Source organism: Actinomyces sp. Z5 (assembly GCF_003287795.1).
Classification (GTDB): Bacteria; Actinomycetota; Actinomycetes; order Actinomycetales; family Actinomycetaceae; genus Actinomyces; species Actinomyces glycerinitolerans.
Genome location: NZ_QMIN01000063.1, coordinates 10,328 through 28,349, shown reverse-complemented (window position 1 = coordinate 28,349; position 18,022 = coordinate 10,328). Strand labels below are relative to the sequence as shown.

The window sequence follows — 18,022 nt, the reverse complement described above, 5'->3', positions numbered from 1 at the left end:
TTGGACCGCTGTAACCGGCGGCTACGGCGGTCCAACCGGGGAACAGGGGTCCAACCGGGGAACAGGGGTCCAACCGGGGAACAGCGGTCCAACTGACAGGCTCAACAGCCACACACCACCACCCAGCCACACACCGCCACCCAAGCACTTACACAACAGGACCTAGGGGCTCTTCGTGTTTGTGGGTGTGGTGGTTCGGGGGCGGGGCTGCGATTCCGATGGTCGTTATCGGGCGTAGGAGGACGTTTTCGGGGTGCGGGAGGTCGTACTCGGGACGGCGAGGTCGTACTCGGTAGGTGCCAACGCGCCGAATACGACCTCATCGGCCCCAAACCCTCCCGAATGTGGAGCGTTTCGGGCTGACGAGGTCGTTTTGGCCGAGCCCAGGTCGTCCTCGGGCCAAGGAGGACGTTTTCGGGTGCGGGAGGTCGTACTCGGGGCGGCGGTGCTGGCGACCGCGGGCGATTCGTCGGAGGCGTTGGAGTCATGTGGGCGCCGGGTCGGGGGCCGCGGCCCCTTGACGGCGCATGCCAGTGACATTGGGGCTGTCCCCCAGACGCCCCGGGGCGCGCACGCCCGGCAGTCCAAACACATGCCCCGCCCGCCGGCCCATCAACACACCCGAACACGAAGACCGATAAAGGCCGCCGACGGAGCCGGACCCAAGAACCGCGAGCGCCTACCGGTCGTCTACTAGTCTGGAGGCATGACGGTCTACGGCTTCATCGGTGCGGGCAATATGGCGGAAGCGATCGTGCGCGGCACCATCGCGGCGGGCACGCCCACCACCGACGTGCTACTGACCAGTGCACACGACTCCGCCTCCCGCCTGGCCGCCGCCACCGGGGCGCGGCACGTCCCGGCGCCGGCGGACCTGGTGGCGGCCAGTGATGTGGTGGTGCTCGCGGTCAAGCCGCACGTGGTGCCGGAAGTGCTGGAGTCCCTCGCCGACGCGCTGGCCGCCCGCCGCCCGCTGGTGCTCTCGATTGCGGCGGGGCTGAGCACCGAGCGCCTGGCGCAGATGCTGCCCCCGGGGGCCCGCGTGGTGCGGGCCATGCCGAATATGGCGGCGGCGGTGGGCCAGTCCATGACCGCCCTGGCGGCGGGCGCCGCAGCCGGCGCCGCCGACCTGGAGACCGCGCGTGCCCTCATGAGTACCGTGGGCCGCACCGTGGTGCTGGCGGAGAAGGACTTCTCGGCGTTCACCGCGCTGGCGGGCTCCTCCCCCGCCTTCGTGTTCCAGTTCATCGAGGCGCTGGCGCGCGGCGGAGTGGCCGCCGGCATTCCCAAGGCGCAGGCGGTTCAGATCGTCACCCAGGCGGTGCTCGGCTCGGCCCTGACCGTGCAAGCCGAGGCGGCCGACACCGGGGACGCCGGGCGCGGCCGTACTCCCGCCGACCTGATCGACGCCGTCTCCTCCCCCGGCGGCACGACGGTGGCGGGGCTGGTGGCGCTGGAGCGGGCGGGCTTCTCCGCCGCGGTTGTCGACGGCGTGCAGGCGACCATTGCCAGGGATCGGGCGCTGGGCGCTTAATCTCTCACGCGTGCGCCGTGCACGCACCCCCGTAAAGCCGCTAAGCTGGCACTACTTGCCCCGTCCGTTACCGGATCCGTGCCTGTTCCTGATCATCTTGTTCCTGACCGTTTACCTCCTGACACCTGCCCATTCCTGACCGCTGCCCCGGTGAAGCCTCCGAAAGGGGAACTCCTATGGCGAACCAGGCGACCCTGAGCACCTGGAAGCAACCACGCACCTTCTATGCCCGCTACGGCAAGCGCGCCCTGGACGTGGGCGCCGCCCTCGCCGTCATGCCGGTGCTGGGGGTGCTGACCGTCGGCGTGGGCGCCGCCATCAAGCTCGACGACGGCGGCCCCATCTTCTACCGGCAGGAGCGCTGGGGACGCCACGGCCGCCCCTTCAAGATCTTCAAGTTCCGCTCCATGTCCGTGGGCGCACCCGATATCCGCAACGCGGACTCCTCCTCCGTCGCCTCCCGCACCGATACCCGTGTGACTCGTGTGGGCCGTTTCCTGCGCACCACCTCCGTCGACGAGGTGCCCCAGTTCCTCAACGTCCTGAACGGCACCATGAGTCTGATCGGGCCGCGCCCCAACCTGGCGACCAAGCCGCTGGAGCGCATGGGCGCGGACGAGCGGCGGCGACTCACGGTCAGGCCCGGCATCACCGGCTACAACCAGGCCTTCTACCGCAACTCCACCACCCTGCCCGAGCGCTACGCCGCCGACTGCTACTACGTCGATCACCTGTCCTTCGGCCTGGATCTGCGCATCGTGCTCAAAACCATCCAGACCGTGCTCACCGGCAAGTCCGTCTACTCCGACGCCAAGGAAACCGCCTGAGAACCGGCGTCAAGGAAACCAAGGAGTCACTTCATGACCGTCCCTGAAACCCCCGCCATTCAGCCCCACGCGGACGCCGACCGGTCGACGCGCCCCGCCGCCGAACGCCCACCGGTGCTGATCCTGGGAGGTTCCCCGCTCCAGGTGCCGATGATCCGCAGGGCCCGCGACCTGGGGCTGCGCACGCTGGTCGTGGACGCCAACCCCAACGTTCCCGGCGCCGCGCTGGCGGACGAGTTCGCCGCCGTGTCCACCACCGACGTGGAGGGGCTGCTGGCCCTGACTCGCGACCGCGAGCTGGCGGGGGTCACCTCTGTGGGCACGGACCGGCCGGTGCGGGCCATGGCGGCCGTCGCCCAGGCTCACGGTCTGCCCGCCGTCTCGCCGGACACGGCCGCGGCGTGTACCGACAAGGCGCTGATGCTTCAGGCCGTCGCCCGCGCGGGCGTACCCCACCCTCGATTCGCCCTGGCCACCGACCTGGACGAGCTGCGCGCCGCCGTCGCCCAGGTGGGCCTGCCCTGCATCGTCAAGCCGTTGGACTCCTCCGGGTCCCGCGGGGTGGTGCAGGTGGACAGCGAGGCAGACCTGGCCCGGGCACTGGACTATGCCCTGGCTCCCTCCTACGAGCCGACCGTGATCGTGGAGGAGCTGCTGGTGGGGCGGGAGATCAGCTGCGAGGTGCTGTGCGTGGACGGTACGTACCACGTGGTCGCCACCACGGACAAGGACACCACCGGCAGCCCCCACTTCATTGAGACCGGCCACACCCAGCCCGCCGACCTGGACGCCGACACCCTGGCCGCCGCCCACGCCCTGGTGGCCCAGTGCCTGGCCGCCGTGGACATGCACTTCGGCCCAGCCCACGTGGAGATGATGCTGACGGACAACGGACCCGTGCTCATTGAGTTCGGCTGCCGCATGGCCGGCGACTTCGTCTCCTCCCATGTGGTGCCCGGCTCCACCGGCATCGACTTCATCGGGCTGGTGCTGCGGCAGGCCTGCGGGGAGAAGATCGAGATGCCGGCCTCCTCCGGACGGGCCGCCGCCATTCGCTTCCTGACCGCCCCCGAGGGCGTGCTGCGCGCCTTCCACGGGGTGGAGGAGGCGCGCGCTGTACCCGGCGTCGACGCCGTCATCACCCTGGCGCAGCCCGGCGAGGCCATCGCCCCGCTGCACTCCAGCACGGATCGCCTGGGCGTGGTGGTTGCCTCCGCCCCCGACCGCGTCACCGCCGTCGCCGCCTGCGAGCGGGCCCGCGACCTGATCCGCATCGAGGTCGACGCGCAGCTCCCCTCCCCCGCCGCCACGCCGACGGCGGCCTCCCCCGGCCCCGCCTCCTCGACGCCGGCCGACCTGCCCGCGCGGGGCCGCCGCGTGCTGATCATCGGCGCCGGCCGCGGCCAGTTGGGGCTTATCCGCGCCGTCAAGCGCCTGGGAGCCACCGCGGTAGTCGCCAGCCTCACCGCCGGTCCGCCGCCGGGACTCAAGGAGGCCGATGAGGCCATCGACGTGGACCTGCTCGACCCGGCCGCGGTGGCCCGGGAGGCCCGTCTGGCCGGTGTCGACGCCGTCGCCACCAGCTGCCTGGACACGGGCCTGGAGGCGCTGGGCGCGGTGGTCGACGAGCTGGGGCTGCGCGGTATCGGCCGCGCCGCCGCCCGGCTGTGCATGGACAAGCTGGCCATGAAGCGCCGCCTGGTCGAGCGCGGCGTATCCACCGCCCCATTCCGGGAGGTCACCAGCCGCGATGAACTGGACGCCGCCCTGGCCGCCGTCGGTCTGCCGGCCATGGTAAAGGCCGCCGACCTGCAGGGCTCCTCCGGCGTGTTCAAGGTGGCCTCATCCGAACAGGCCCGCGCCGCCTTCGATCGCGCCCACGCCCTCAGCCGCCACGGCACGGTGATCGTCGAACGCTTCCTGGACGGCCGCGAGTTCGGCGCGCAGGCGCTGGCGCACGACGGCGAACTGATACACGTCACCGTCCACGGCGACGACCTGGCCGCCGGCCTGCCGATCCCCATCGGCCACCACGTGCCCCTCGACGACGCCGACCTGGCCGCCCAGGCTCGCGAGGTCACGGCCGCGGCGGTGGCGGCGCTGGGTCTGGACGACTGCGCCGTCAACATCGACCTGATGGCCTGCGACGGCCAGGTGTACGTGATCGAGCTGACCGGCCGCGCCGGGGCCAACGGACTGCCCGAGTTGATGGGTGCGGTGCACGGCCTGGACTACTACGAGCTGGTGGCCCGGGAGGCGCTGGACCTGGACGTGCCCGGCACCTGGGCGCGGCGCGAACCCGGGCCGGGCGCCGCCCTGGCACTGATGCTCACGGACCCTGACGCCCACGGCACCATCGCCGACGTGCTGGTGCCCCGGGACCTGCCCGACTGGGCGGTGGACCTGAGCCTGTTCCGCGGCCCGGGCGACCGCATCGACGGCTTCGCCTCCTCCAATGACTGTCTGGGACAGGTGGTGGTGCGCGGGCAGGACCTGGAGCAGTGTCGGCAGCGGGCCGCCGCCCTGGCCGCCCAGGTGACCTTCCGACTGCAGGAGGCGGCATGAAACGACTTGTCATCCTGGCGAACGCCTTCCCCTGGGGCAACTGGGAGCCGTTCCTGGCGACCGAGCTGGAGTACCTGACCGGTTTCGACCAGGTGGACATCATGTCTCTGTCGGTACGGGAGGACCAGCGCGCCAACGTGCGCCCGCTGCCGGCGGGCATGCGCGCGCATGCGATCCCGTTCCGCTCCCGCCTGTTCTACCTGCTCGGTTCCTTCCCGGTGCTGGGCGACGCCAACCTGTACCGCGAGCTGGCCGACCTGGCCCGCCGCCGCCGGCTCAGCCCCTCCCGCGTGGTCACCCTGTTCGTGTTCCTCAGCCGCGCCCGTCACGAGTCCGCGCAGGTCGCCCGGCTTCTCCGGGAGGCCGGGGCGGGCCCGGACGACGAGGTGGTCTTCTACTCCTACCGCTTCGCCTACCAGCCCCATATGGCTGCTCGACTGCGCCGCCGCTTCCGCCGCACGGCCTCGGTGGCGCGAGCCCACCGCGCGGACCTGTACGAGGAGTACTCCCCCCGCGGCTACCTGCCGCTGCGAGCGCAGACGGTGGCCGACCTGGACCGCATCTACCTGGTGGCGGACCACGGACTGCGCTACCTGCTGGACCGGCACCCGGAGGCGGCGGACAAGGCCGTCGTCGCCCGCCTGGGCACCACCGATCACGGTGTCCCCGCCGCGGTGCCGCCCCGCCGGGAGGGGCTGCGGATCGTATCCTGCTCGACCATCGTCCCCATCAAGCGCCTGGACCTGCTGGTCGAGGCGCTGGCCGGAACCGAACTTCCGGTCCAGTGGGACCACTTCGGCGAGGGGGAGCTGCGTGAGCAGCTGCAGGCGCAGGCCGACGCCGAGCTGCCCGCCAACGTGAGCCTCACCTGGCGGGGCTTCGTGCGCAACGCCGACCTGGTGGAGGAGTACGTGCACTCCCCCCGCCACCTGCTGGTCAACGTCTCCGCCTCCGAGGGCGTGCCCGTGTCGATCATGGAGGCGCTGTCGGCGGGCATCCCGGTGGTGGCCACGGATGTGGGCGGCACCGGCGAGCTGGTGCGCACCGGCGTCAACGGGATTCTGTTGCCCGCCGATCCGACGCCGGCGCAAGTGCGGGGCGCCATTGAGCAGATCGCGGGCCTGGATGAGGATGCCTATGCCGACCTGCGCGCCGGCGCCCGGCGCACCTGGGAGGAGCGCTGCGACGCGCGCGCCCTGTACACCCGCTTCGCCGCGGAGCTGTCCGGCCTGCTGGAGGGGGCGGAATCCCGCGCCGCCGCGCAGGAGGGACGAGCATGAGCGGACAGGCTCCGGGACAGCAGTCATCAGCCGGCGACGCGGTGAACGGCGAGCCCGAGCGACGCCGTCGGGTCGAGCGCGCTGTCTCGCGCCGCCCCGGGCTGGCGCTGGTCGCCGCCCTGTGCAACCTGGCGGCGGTCGCCCTGGCTCTGGCCACCCAGGCGTCGCTTCCCTGGGTCCTGATTCTGCTGCTGTGGCTGAACGCGCTGCTGTTCGCCGCCGCCCGCATGGCCGAGCGCACCATCCTGGCGGCCTTCCTGGTGTCCTTCTTCCTGCTGCTGCTGGGGCGCGAAATCACGGTGGACTTCTTCCACTATGAGACCAGTCAGGCGCCGCCGGGGCAGACTGAGCACCTGCAGCTGTGCCTGGCGCTGAGCCTGGTCGGCATTCTGGCCGGGGCGCTGGCCGTGAGTGCCTGGCGCACAGGGAAGTCGCGTCTGCGGGCGGTGGGCGGCGCTGGTTCCGCCGGCTCCAGCCGCGGGCGCTTCGGCTCCGCCCGCATTGGCGTTCCCGAGGGCGCGACCGTGCTGGCGGACCCGTCGATCGTGCGCTTCCTGTACTGGGCCACGCTCGTCCTGTCACTGATATCGGTGGCGCTGCGGGCCCGCTACGTGCTGGCCAACGGCTACCTGTCCTATTACACGGACTTCTCCGATCTGGAGGACGCCTCCGGATCCATGTACGGGCTGCGCCGCATCGAGATCATGCTGCCGCTGGTGCTGACGATCTATCTGGGCCTGTTCCCGCCGCGCCGCCAGGTCACGGCCGCCAGCGTCGGCTGGGCCGTTTACCTGGCACTGAGTCTGCTGACCGGGCAGCGCGGCACCTTCGTGGGCGGCCTGGTCATCATCCTCGCCTACTGGATCGTGCGTGCCCGCCAGGACCCGCCCGGCACCTGGCGCATCGGGAGGACGGGCCGGATCGTCGGCGTCGTCATGGTGCCGCTGGTCGCGGTCGCCTTGGCCGCGGTGGAGTCGGCGCGCGGCGTCGGTGCGGTCGCCTCGGACACCGCCGGCCGCAACCCGATCCTGCAGCTGTTGTACGGCCAGGGCGTGAGCTCGACGGTGGTGCGCAACGCCTACACCTACGCCGACTTCATTCCCCAGGACTGGTACACCGGTGAGTTCCTGCACTCCGGGCTGCCCGCCCGCCTGCTCGACGCCCAGGTCTACCACGGCAACACCGTCGCGCACGCCCTGCACGGCGGCTCCTTCACCCACGCCTTCGCCTACACGCTGCTGGGGCCGCAGTACCTCAGCGGCCGCGGCACGGGATCGTCCTTCATCGCGGAGCTCTTCTACGACTACGGCTACGCAGGCGTGCTGGTGGGCGGAGCCGTGTACGGCGCCGTGTGCATCTGGGCCTGCACCCTGGTCAAGGGGCAGCCGCTGCGCAACGGCCTGCGTCTGGTGATCGTGCCGACGCTGTTGTGGGCGCCGCGCGGCAGTGCCACCGGCTTCCTGAGCACCTGGCTGACGCCCAGCGTGCTAGTGGCGCTGCTCGGCGTGACCGTGCTGTCCCTGGCCGCCGCCCTGCTGCGCGAAGCCGGCAATACCCCGAGGTCGGTAGAAGTTACGCACCGAGGTCGGTAGAGATGGCGGGTCCCAATCCCGCCGGGCTGCACCCGGACCACCGGGCTGCCCTTGGACCGCCTCAGACGCACCCCAGGCGGTCAACCACAGAATCGCGGTCCAAGTAGGAGCCCGGGACAGGCACAGGCGCCGGGCCCGGCTGGCCTTACCGCCGTCGGCCGGCGCCCCGAGCGCAGAGCCGAGAGTCCCGGGCGGGCCCAAACCGGTTCTTCGGTTTGAGGGTGTGGTGGTTCGGGTGTGTGGGGTCGTTGTCAGGCCGGCCGGGTCATTGTCGCTTCCGGGCCATGTCCTCGCGGGCTAACCCACGTCCTCGATGGGACCCCACCGACCCGCCCGCCCGGGCAAACAACAACGCGCAACACTGACAACGACCTCATCAGCCCGACGACGTCCTTATCAGCCCGAAGACGTCCCCGGGCGGGCGAAGACGTCCTGGTTCGCCCGAAACCCTCCCGGATGTGGAGGGTTTCGGGCGGAAAAGGTCGTATTCGACGAGCGCGGGGGTTCGAGTACGACCTCGCGAGCCTCAGAACGACCCGACCCGGCCGGGCGAACACGACCTTCTACGCCCGAACACGACCTCGCGTGCCCGAAGACGACCTTACAAGCCCCAGAACGACCCGTCTTCGCCGGGCGAGTACGTCCTCTTCAGCCCGAACGCGACCCCGGCGGGTCGAGTACGACCTCCCCGCACCACACCCTCAAACCGGAAGAGCCCCCAAACCAGCTCCCCGGGGGGTGTGATGTTGCATTCCGGGGCGAGGTCGGGGGTGCGGGGGTAGGGGGCCTGTCCGCCCAAGGTTGCTCGCCGCTGGTGCTCGTTCCCGTGCGCGGCAGCCCAAAGTGTCCAGGATCGGCATAAACGACTCCGACGTCGCCGGCGGCCGTGGCCAGAACGTTGGAATCATGCGGTTTCAGAAACGACCATAGCGATCGCCGGCAGCCTTCGTGCCGAATTCGGACATTCTGCCCCACAGCGGGGCGCCCGAGGCGCGCACCACCCACCAGCACCCAACCCACCAGGCCGGCAACACCCACCACCCACCACGGGGTCAAATCCCCAGACCCCTTGAGACTCAACCGTCCCAGAAGTTAGGAGACAACACAGCGGGGTACATGCGCCGAACCGTCGCAAGAAGTAGCGAAGCGTCCACCGGAAGACACGAACCGTCGTTGTACCCGGCGAACCGTCAGCGGCAGCATCACGCGGGCTAGTCGACTGCGCGCCGACCGCGGCGCCGGCCCCCCAAACCCGGCAGCGCATCGCGGTGAACATAGCCGTACAGGACCAGTGTGGCGTAGACGGCCAGTAGCCCCAGCGGCGGCCCGCCCGCGGCGACCGCTCCCAGGAACACGGCACACACCAGTAGCTCGGTGAGGGTATCGGCCAGAATCGGCACGCCAATGAGCCGGTTGATCAACACCTCCGAAGCGATCGAGCGCACCGCCGAGACCATCGCAATCAGGAACACGGCCGCAGTCACCGAACCCCACAGGTAGACGGTCCACCACGTGCCCACCACGGCCAGTCCCAGGCAGGCCAGGTTTATGACCGCCATCAGGCGCTCCCGGCGCATCACCTTCAGGAACACCACCGACAGGCCCCTGCTCTTGGTCTCGTACACGCTCAGGGGGAACAGCAGCGCCAGGAAGAAGATCGCCTGCCCGTAGTTGGGCAGCCACAGGCCCAGCACCCAGGCCAGCGGGAAGTACAGGCCGAGCATGAGCACCAGCGGCGTGACGAACCGCGAGCGCAGGGTGGCATAGGCGTCGGCGTAGTGGGCGCGGTCCAGGTTGCTCAGCTGCGGGTATACGGAGATGGACACCGAGTTGACCAGCACCATGAACATGGTGGTGAACTGGAACGCCAGGGACACCTGCGCGAACATCTCGATACCCCAGTGGTCCTCCACCGCCCAGCGCACAACGAAGGTGATCAGGGCGGCGGCCAGGTTGGACACCAGCACGAACATGCCCGCTCCGCAGTCGACGAAGAACTCCCGCGTGGCCTGCCAGCTCAAGTCGGGGCGAGCAAGGAACACCCCGCGGGCGATGAGCACCGCGATCACCAGGCCCAGGGCCTTGCCCAGCACGTCGAAGACAATAAACACGATCACCGCGCGTACCCCGAACAGCAGGGCCCCGCCGACGCCGACGAAGGTCACCATCCGCTCCACCACCGTGCCCAGGGCGAAGGCACGTGCCCGGCCGGCGATCTGCAGCACCACGGTGACCAGGGTGCGCGGCACGTAGAACAGGGCGCCCAGCCCGGCCAACACCAGGATCAGGCCCCGCTGCTGCGGTGGGGCGGTCGCCCACACCCAGGCCACCAGGCCGATGCAGGCCAGCAGGTCGAGGGCGAACAGGCGGATCAGGCCGGCAGACAGGCGTGGCCCGGGCATGTCCGCCCAGCGGCGGCCGCCCAGCCGCAGGTACACGCCATCGGTGTAGCCGAAGGTCACATACCCGAAGTACATGACGTACAGCTGGTACAGCTGCCACAGCCCGTAGTCGGCCACGGAGATGATGCGCGGCAGCACCAGCGTGAGCAGGGCCGCCGAAGCCATGTACAGGACGTTGCCGACCAGAACCCAGGGCAGGCCCCGGGTCAGGCTGCGGCTGGAGGGGGATGCGGTGGACACAGGGATTCTCCTCACATGTCATCGCTGCAGGGCGCAGACGGGTTCAGGGCACAGGCCTGTGATGACCTGCCAATGCTGACCCGCGCACACCGTGTCCGTCAAACGATTGGTATTTGACCAGAATCGCGTTTGCGCTTTAAATGTAATGGTCCCTCGTTCCGCTTCCCTGACGTTGCGCCGGTGCCGAAACCACTCTTCTGTGCGCGTTCGACGTTGCCGTGGTCGCGAGGGTGCCGCCCTGATCCCTGGGTCGGTCTCCAGCCGAGAGGTACGTGACCATTCATGCGACCAAGCACTTCCGCCCCTGATCGACAAACACTGCTCCTGCCCATACTAGACACCCTGTTCTGGCTGCTCGCCGCGTTCGTGCCCTGCCGGCTGCACGGGGACGCCTTCGCCTCCCCCGCCGCCCTGAGCGTGCTGGCCTGCGCCGCCGTCGCCGCAGTCGTCAGCCTGTGCCTGGGCTACTTGTGGCTGCTGACTTACCGCCGACGTTACCCGGCCGGTTCCTTCGACGAGGTCACCGCCGTCGTCACCCAGTTCGGCGTATCCGCCCTGGTCATGTTCGGGGTGGCGGCGATCTGGGGGCTGATCACCGACACGCCTCTGCGTGCACTCACCCTCGCCGCCGCCTTCGCACTGGCGCTCCTGGCCGCGCTCACGGCCCGCTTCGCGGCACGGCTGGTAAACACCTACCGGGCCTCCCAGTACTACCAGCGCGTCGCCCGCGGCCAGGACCGCATCGTCGTCGTCGGCGCCGGCCGGGTGGGCCAGCAGATCATCCACCTGACCAAGTTCGACGCCGCCTCCCCCTTCACCCCGGTCGGCCTGGTCGACGACGACCCCGCCAAACGCAACCTGCGGATCCTGGGCGTGCCCGTGCGCGGCGGCGTAGACGATCTGATCGACGTTTGCGCCGAGCTGTCCGCCTCCACGGTGGTGATCGCCGTCGCCGACTTCCCCGCCGACCGGCTCAAGACGGTGACCACCGGCTGCGCGGAGCACGGCATTCGAGTGATGACGATCGTGCCGGTACGCCAGCTGGCCCACCGCGCCCTGCAGATCTCCGACATCCGTGAGATCGACCTGGCCGAGGTGCTCGGCCGCCGTGAGATTCACACCGATGTCTCCCAGATCGCCGGCTACCTCTCCGGCCGCACCGTGCTGGTCACCGGAGCCGGCGGCTCGATCGGCTCCGAGCTCGCCCGGCAGATCCACCGTTTCGGCCCCAAGGAGCTGGTGCTGCTGGACCGGGACGAGTCCGCCCTGCACGCCGTACAGCTGGACATCTACGGCAAGGGCCTGCTGGACACCCGCGACATGGTGCTGTGCGACATCCGCGACCGGGCGGCCCTGGAGGCGGTCTTCGCCGAGCACCGCCCGCAGGTGGTCTTCCATGCGGCGGCGCTCAAGCACCTGCCGATGCTGGAGATGTACCCGGAGGAGGGTTGGAAGACCAATGCGTTGGGATCGCGCAACGTGATCGAGCTGGCCCGACGCTACGAGGTGCAGACGCTGGTCAACATCTCCACCGACAAGGCGGCCGATCCCACCTCCGTGCTGGGCCGCACCAAGCTGGCCGCCGAACGCATGACGACGGCGACCGCCCTGGACTGCGGTCGGCGCTTCGTCTCGGTGCGCTTCGGAAACGTGCTGGGCTCACGCGGCTCCATGCTGTGGACCTTCAAGCGGCAGATCGAGGAGGGCGGACCGGTCACGGTCACTCACCCGGACGTGGAGCGCTTCTTCATGACCATCCCCGAGGCCTGCCAGCTGGTGCTCCAGGCCGGTTCCTTCGGCCGCCCCGGCGACACCATGGTGCTGGACATGGGCGAGCCGGTGAAGATCGTCGACGTCGCCCGCCGGCTGATCGCCCAGTCCGGCAAGGACATCCCGATTGAGTACACCGGGCTGCGCCCCGGCGAGAAGCTGTCGGAGGACCTGGTCGCGCACTCCGAGCACGGTGAGCGCCCCTTCCATCCGCTGGTGAGTCACGTGCGCGTACAGCCGCAGCCGACGCCGCAGGTGGAGGAGTTGCACGCCTGGGCGGTGGGTGAGGACCCGCTGGCGGGGGCCGCGCAGGTCCGGCCCGACGGCGTCCCCGCCGGCCCGGCCCCCGGAGTCGCCGCCGGCTCCACCGCCGATCCCACCGACACCGCCCTACCGGTTCCTGACTCCGCGGAGGCCCTGCGATGATTCCCTTCTCCCCGCCCACCTTGACCGAGGACGACATCAACGCGGTGGTGGAGGTGCTGCGCTCGGGCTGGATCACCTCCGGGCCCGTCGGCCGCCGCTTCGAGGAGCAGCTGGCCCAGTGGGCCGGCACCTCCGGCGCGGTCGCGCTCAGCTCCGCCACCGCCGCCCTGGAATTGGCGCTGCGCGCCGCGGGCGCCGGCCCGGGCGACGAGGTGGTCGTGCCGGCCTACACGTACACGGCGTCGGCCTCCGTGATCGACCACGTCGGCGCCCGGATCGTCATGGTCGACTCCGAGCCCGGCTCCCCCTTCCCCAGCGTGGAACGCATCGCCGCCGCGGTCACCGACCGCACGCGCGCGGTGATCACCGTCGACCTGGCCGGCATCCCCTTCGACTCGCGTCCCCTGGCCACGCTCCTGGCCGGGCGGGGCCGGATCGACACCGGGCTGGGGGCCGCCCTGGGACGGCCGGTCATCATCTCCGACTCGGCGCACTCGCTGGGTGCCTCGCTGGAGGGGACGCCCGCGGGCTCCCTGGCGGACCTGACCGCCTTCTCCTTCCACGCCGTAAAGAACCTCACGACGGCGGAGGGCGGGGCCCTGACCTGGCGCGCCGACCTGCCCACCGACCGCGAGGAGCTGGCCCGCTGGGTGCGCACCTACTCGCTGCACGGGCAGACCAAGGACGCCCTGGCCAAGTCCCGCGGTGCCTCCTGGGAGTACGACGTGATCGCCCCCGCCTACAAGTGCAACCTGCCGGACACGCTGGCCGCACTAGGACTGTCCCAGCTGGGACGCTATGAGCAGACCCTGCAGCGGCGCCGCGAGCTACTGGCCCACTACGCGCAGGGCCTGGCCGACACCGGCGTGCAGCTGCTGGAGCACGGCGGCGACGGCGTGGTCTCATCCGGCCACTTGGCGATCGCCACGCTGCCGGTGCCCGGGGTCACCGAACGCAACCAGGTCATTCAGGACCTGTACGCGGCGGGAGTGTCGGCGAACGTGCACTACAAGCCGCTGCCACTGCTGACCGCCTACCGCGATCTCGGCTTCGACATCGCCGACTTCCCGCACGCCTACGCCTTCTACACCCGGGAGCTGACCCTGCCGCTGCACCTCGCACTCAGTGACGCGGATGTGGATCGGGTGTGCGCGGCGCTGGCCGGCTCGCTGCGGCACATCTCTCACAACTCCGCGGGCAGCGCTGCCTCCGCCGCCTGACACCCGCCCGACCTACCTGCCGAAAACGGGAAGGATTTGAAAACAATGCAGGAACTTATGACGCTTGTGCGCCGTGGCCTGGTCTGGATCATCGTCCTGGGCATCGTCGGCGGCGGGGCCGGGGCCGCGGTCGCCGCGACCACCGACCCCACCTACACCGCCGGCTCGATGGCCTATGTACAGGTGGAGGTGGACCCGGAGGAGGGGATGACCGGCTACTCCTACGCCTCCACCGTCGCCGACTCCGCCACCGACGGCTTCCTGCCGGTGATCACCTCCCCGGCGGTGGCCCAGGAGGTGATCGACGAGCTGGGCCTGAGCCAGTCCCCGACCGAGGTGGCCTCCTGGGTCTCCGCGACGCGGGTAACGGACTCCCCCGCCATTGAAATTCAGGTGTCGGCGCCCTCGCGCGAGGACGCGATCGCGGTTGCGGACGCCGTCGTCGCCCACGCCTCCGACGACCTGGGGGCGTTGGCCGGAGACGACTACCCGGTCAGCCTCGCCCTGCTGAGCTCGGCGCAGGTAGGCGCGGTCACGCAGACGCCCTCACTGCTGCGTTACGCGGCCGTCGGCGTGGTCGTCGGCGTTATCGCCGGGTTGGTCGTGGCCTTCGTCCTCGCCACTCGTCCCGCTCCTCGCCGAGATCGGGCGGAATAGCCGGCGCGACCGCTCCACGCCGCCCGCGGCGGCCGATTCCGTCGCCTCGGCCGAGGCGCCCCGCTCGGCCAGCGGCAGCCACGCCGCGGCCAGCGCGGCCTCATCCGGGGAGTTCAGTACCACTACCTGCGCCGACGACGCCGGCAACGGGCCGGCCGGTGTTCGGCCACGCCCCGTCACGTACACGAAGACGTGCTCGGCCGCAGCCGCCACCGCGTCAAGCCGCGCCCGCAGGGCCGCCGGGTCGTGGGCGTCGTCGACGAGCAGCACCGTATCGGCCCACCGGTGGCCCGCCTGCGCTTGCGGCGTGCCCGGCCGCGGCATGCGCATGCGCACGTCAACGCCCAGGCGGCGCAGCAGCGCCGCCGCCTCCAGCACGGTGGTGCGCACACTCGCAGCGGCGGTCTCGCCGCCCGGCCACAGCACATTGAAAGTAGGGCTCGCCCCGGCTCGGGAACTGCCCGCCTGCTCCATATCCATCCGTTCTTGCTGCCCACCCACCTGGTTCCGGCCTCTCAGTCGAAGGCTCGCATGCACCTTGTAATCCGGAGGCACATCCTGCCATTGCCGATGCCCCCACAGCGCCCGGGGGCGGCCGCCGTCGCCCACCTGAGCCGCGGTTGCGTCCGGCTCGCAATGGAACGCCGGGCCGGTTGCCCACCTCACATGGCCTGCGCGGGCGCTGGCGCAGGCGGGCCCGCCCGGCCGTGACAGAATCGGGCACATGTCTGAGTCAGCCGCCGAATCCGCTGCGCCCACGCCCGCCGCCCCGGCCGGGGACCGCCTCCTGCCCTCCGAGCTTCACTCCCCCAACGTGCCCGAAAGGGTCAACGCCGACGGGCTGGAGGAGACCTGGAAGGAGCGCTGGGAGCAGGACGGCATCTACGCCTTCGATCGCAGCGCGCAGCGCCATGAGGTCTTCTCCATCGACACTCCCCCGCCCACCGTCTCCGGATCCCTGCACGTGGGGCACGTGTTCTCCTACACCCACACCGACACGCTGGCCCGCTTCCAGCGCATGCGCGGTAAGGCCGTCTTCTACCCCATGGGCTGGGACGACAACGGCCTGCCCACCGAGCGGCGCGTACAGAACTACTTCGGGGTGCGCTGCGACCCCTCCCTGCCCTACGACCCCGACTTCGTTCCCCCGCACACCGGCGGCGAGGGCAAGTCCATCAAGGCCCGCGACCAGGTGCCGATCTCGCGGCGCAACTTCGTGGAGCTGTGCGAGCGCCTGACCGCCCTGGATGAGGCGCAGTTCGAGGCCCTGTGGCGTCACCTGGGGCTGAGCGTGGATTGGAAGCAGAACTACCAGACCATTGGGAAGCGCGCCCGCAAGGTCGCACAGACCGCCTTCCTGCGCAACCTGGCCCGTGGCGAGGCCTACCAGGCGCAGGCGCCGGGCCTGTGGGACGTCACCTTCGGCACCGCCGTCGCCCAGGCGGAGATCGAGTCGCGCGAATACCCGGGCTTCTACCACCGCCTGGCCTTCCACGTCGTCGACCCCCAGGCCGCAGCCACCGCCGCCGCGGCCGGCGCCCCCATCGAGACCGGCCCGAACGGCACCGCCGACGTGTGCATCGAAACCACCCGGCCGGAGCTGCTGGCCGCCTGCGTGGCCCTGGTCGCCCACCCCGACGACGAGCGCTACCAGCCGCTGTTCGGCACCACCGTGGCCTCCCCCGTATTCGGGGTGGAGGTTCCCGTGCTGCCGCACCCCGAGGCGGAGATGGACAAGGGCGCCGGCATCGCCATGTGCTGTACCTTCGGCGACACCACCGACATCGACTGGTGGCGGGACCTGAACCTGCCGCTGCGGGCCATCCTGCGCAAGGACGGACGCATCGAGACCGAGACCCCGGACTGGATCACCACCGACGCCGGCCGCCGGGCCTACGCGGACATGGCGGGCAAGACCACCTACTCGGCCCGCCAGGTGATGGTGGAGGCGCTGACCGCTTCCGGCGAGATGCGTGGCGAGCCCACCAAGACGGTGCGCCAGACCAACTTCTTTGAGAAGGGCGACAAGCCACTGGAGATCGTCACCTCCCGCCAGTGGTACATCCGCAACGGCGGCAAGGCGTGGACCAACCCCGCCTCCGGGAAGAACCTGGCCGACGAGCTGCTTGAGCGCGGGAAGGAACTGAACTTCTATCCCGACTTCATGCGGGTGCGTTACGAGAACTGGGTGGGGGGCCTCAACAACGACTGGCTGATCTCCCGTCAGCGCTTCTTCGGCGTGCCCTTCCCGCTGTGGTACCGGGTGCGCGAGGACGGCGAGGTCGACTACGACGCCGTCATCACCCCCGAGGAGTCCGCCCTGCCGGTGGACCCCTCCAGTGACGTGCCCGCCGGCTACACCGAGGACCAGCGCGGCAAGCCCGGCGGCTTCATCGGCGAACTGGACATTATGGACACCTGGGCCACCTCCTCCCTGTCCCCGCAGCTGGCCTCCGGCTGGCTCACCGACGAGGACCTGTTCGGTCGCGTCTACCCCATGGACCTGCGCCCGCAGGGGCAGGACATCATCCGCACCTGGCTGTTCACCTCCGTGGTGCGCGCGAACCTGGAGTTCGGCGCCCTGCCGTGGGCGAACGCGGGGCTGTCGGGCTGGATCCTGGACTCCGACCACAAGAAGATGTCCAAGTCCAAGGGCAATGTGGTCACCCCCATGGGACTGCTGGAGCAGTACGGCTCCGACGCCGTGCGCTACTGGGCGGCCTCAGCCCGGCTGGGCCTGGACGCCGCCTTCGAGGAGACGCAGATCAAGATCGGCCGCCGCCTGGCCATCAAGCTGCTCAACGCCTCCAAGTTCGCCCTGTCCATGGGCATCCCGTGGGACGCCGACGCGGCCACCAAGGCGGCCGCCCCCGCCCCGAGCCTGAACGCGGCTGAGGTGACCGAGCCCATCGACCGGGCGCTGCTGGCGGCGCTGGCCGATGTGGTCGACGCGGCCACCACCGCCTTCGAGGGCTTCGAGCACTCCCGCGCCCTGGAGGCCACCGAGTCGCTGTTCTGGACCTTCTGCGACGACTACATCGAGCTGGTCAAGGACCGTGCCAACGACTTCGACGGCTCCCACGACCCGGCCGCGGTACGCAGCGCCCGCACCACCCTGGCCATCGCCGTGGACACCTTCGTGCGCCTGTTCGCCCCGTTCCTGCCCTTCGCGACCGAGGAGGTGTGGAGCTGGTACCGCACCGGCTCCGTGCACCGGACCAACTGGCCCGTCGCCGCGCCGCTGCGCGAGGCGGCCGGCGACGCCGACGCCGAGTTGGTCGTCCACGCCGGTACCGCCCTGGCGGCCCTGCGCAAGGTGAAGTCGGAGGCCAAGACCAGCCAGAAGACGCCGATCCTGGCGGTGACCCTGGCCGTGGCCGCGCCGGCGACCCCCGCCGTCGAGACGGTGCGCGCGGACCTGGTGGAGGCCGCCAAGGTCACCGGGGAGCTCACGCTGGCCCCGGCCGCCGAGGCCGCCGCGCCGGTGCAGGTGGTCGCGGTCGAGCTCG

At 70.5% G+C, this 18,022-nt stretch carries 11 protein-coding genes; 9 read left to right on the top strand and 2 right to left on the bottom strand.

Features of this window, described 5'->3' with window-relative positions:
• Positions 1–706: 706 nt before the first annotated feature.
• The 5 genes from proC to DRB06_RS08655 all read left to right on the top strand — a co-directional run bounded on the left by proC (position 707) and on the right by DRB06_RS08655 (position 7,798).
• Positions 707–1,534, top strand: coding sequence for a pyrroline-5-carboxylate reductase (proC, locus tag DRB06_RS08675; protein ID WP_111819714.1), 828 nt, complete (start codon positions 707–709; stop codon positions 1,532–1,534).
• 176 nt (positions 1,535–1,710) lie between these two features.
• On the top strand, positions 1,711–2,361 hold the full coding sequence (locus DRB06_RS08670; protein ID WP_073332802.1) for a sugar transferase: 651 nt from the start codon (positions 1,711–1,713) through the stop codon (positions 2,359–2,361).
• 33 nt (positions 2,362–2,394) lie between these two features.
• A complete protein-coding gene (locus DRB06_RS08665) occupies positions 2,395–4,926 on the top strand; it encodes an ATP-grasp domain-containing protein (protein ID WP_111819713.1) in 2,532 nt (843 codons plus the stop codon).
• A complete protein-coding gene (locus DRB06_RS08660) occupies positions 4,923–6,206 on the top strand; it encodes a glycosyltransferase (RefSeq protein ID WP_111819712.1) in 1,284 nt (427 codons plus the stop codon). The genes DRB06_RS08665 and DRB06_RS08660 overlap by 4 nt, the downstream gene beginning before the upstream one ends.
• The gene (locus DRB06_RS08655; RefSeq protein ID WP_111819711.1) at positions 6,203–7,798 is read left to right on the top strand and encodes an O-antigen polysaccharide polymerase Wzy family protein; all 1,596 of its coding nucleotides are present in this window, start codon (positions 6,203–6,205) and stop codon (positions 7,796–7,798) included. The genes DRB06_RS08660 and DRB06_RS08655 overlap by 4 nt, the downstream gene beginning before the upstream one ends.
• Positions 7,799–9,009: 1,211 nt before the next feature.
• On the opposite strand, the gene DRB06_RS08650 is transcribed toward DRB06_RS08655, so the two are convergent.
• Positions 9,010–10,440: a lipopolysaccharide biosynthesis protein gene (locus DRB06_RS08650; protein ID WP_111819710.1), complete on the bottom strand. Its 1,431-nt coding sequence runs from the start codon at positions 10,438–10,440 to the stop codon at positions 9,010–9,012.
• 282 nt (positions 10,441–10,722) lie between these two features.
• Between DRB06_RS08650 and DRB06_RS08645 the strand changes: the two genes are divergently transcribed.
• Genes DRB06_RS08645 through DRB06_RS08635 form a run of 3 tightly spaced genes read left to right on the top strand, consistent with a single transcriptional unit; the run spans position 10,723 to position 14,513 of the window.
• Positions 10,723–12,636 (top strand): nucleoside-diphosphate sugar epimerase/dehydratase, encoded by a 1,914-nt coding sequence (locus DRB06_RS08645; protein WP_108967853.1) that lies wholly within the window; start codon positions 10,723–10,725, stop codon positions 12,634–12,636.
• A complete protein-coding gene (locus DRB06_RS08640; RefSeq protein WP_111819709.1) occupies positions 12,633–13,856 on the top strand; it encodes a DegT/DnrJ/EryC1/StrS aminotransferase family protein in 1,224 nt (407 codons plus the stop codon). The genes DRB06_RS08645 and DRB06_RS08640 overlap by 4 nt, the downstream gene beginning before the upstream one ends.
• Before the next feature lie 45 nt (positions 13,857–13,901).
• Entirely contained in the window at positions 13,902–14,513 is a 612-nt protein-coding gene (locus DRB06_RS08635) for a Wzz/FepE/Etk N-terminal domain-containing protein (RefSeq protein ID WP_073332786.1), read from the top strand.
• On the opposite strand, the gene DRB06_RS08630 is transcribed toward DRB06_RS08635, so the two are convergent.
• Entirely contained in the window at positions 14,403–14,993 is a 591-nt protein-coding gene (locus DRB06_RS08630) for a hypothetical protein (protein WP_146750848.1), read from the bottom strand. The two genes, DRB06_RS08635 and DRB06_RS08630, sit on opposite strands and share 111 nt — an antisense overlap.
• A gap of 244 nt (positions 14,994–15,237) precedes the next feature.
• Between DRB06_RS08630 and valS the strand changes: the two genes are divergently transcribed.
• A partial coding sequence (gene valS, locus DRB06_RS08625) for a valine--tRNA ligase (RefSeq protein ID WP_111819707.1) occupies positions 15,238–18,022 on the top strand: 2,785 nt, incomplete at its 3' end.

Excerpts from the sequence above, each read along its gene's own strand:
- proC (WP_111819714.1), top strand. The coding sequence starts at position 707 with ATGACGGTCTACGGCTTCATCGGTGCGGGCAATATGGCGGAAGCGATC.
- DRB06_RS08670 (WP_073332802.1), top strand. The coding sequence starts at position 1,711 with ATGGCGAACCAGGCGACCCTGAGCACCTGGAAGCAACCACGCACCTTC.
- DRB06_RS08665 (WP_111819713.1), top strand. The coding sequence starts at position 2,395 with ATGACCGTCCCTGAAACCCCCGCCATTCAGCCCCACGCGGACGCCGAC.
- DRB06_RS08660 (WP_111819712.1), top strand. The coding sequence starts at position 4,923 with ATGAAACGACTTGTCATCCTGGCGAACGCCTTCCCCTGGGGCAACTGG.
- DRB06_RS08655 (WP_111819711.1), top strand. The coding sequence starts at position 6,203 with ATGAGCGGACAGGCTCCGGGACAGCAGTCATCAGCCGGCGACGCGGTG.
- DRB06_RS08645 (WP_108967853.1), top strand. The coding sequence starts at position 10,723 with ATGCGACCAAGCACTTCCGCCCCTGATCGACAAACACTGCTCCTGCCC.
- DRB06_RS08640 (WP_111819709.1), top strand. The coding sequence starts at position 12,633 with ATGATTCCCTTCTCCCCGCCCACCTTGACCGAGGACGACATCAACGCG.
- DRB06_RS08635 (WP_073332786.1), top strand. The coding sequence starts at position 13,902 with ATGCAGGAACTTATGACGCTTGTGCGCCGTGGCCTGGTCTGGATCATC.
- DRB06_RS08630 (WP_146750848.1), bottom strand. The coding sequence starts at position 14,993 with ATGGATATGGAGCAGGCGGGCAGTTCCCGAGCCGGGGCGAGCCCTACT.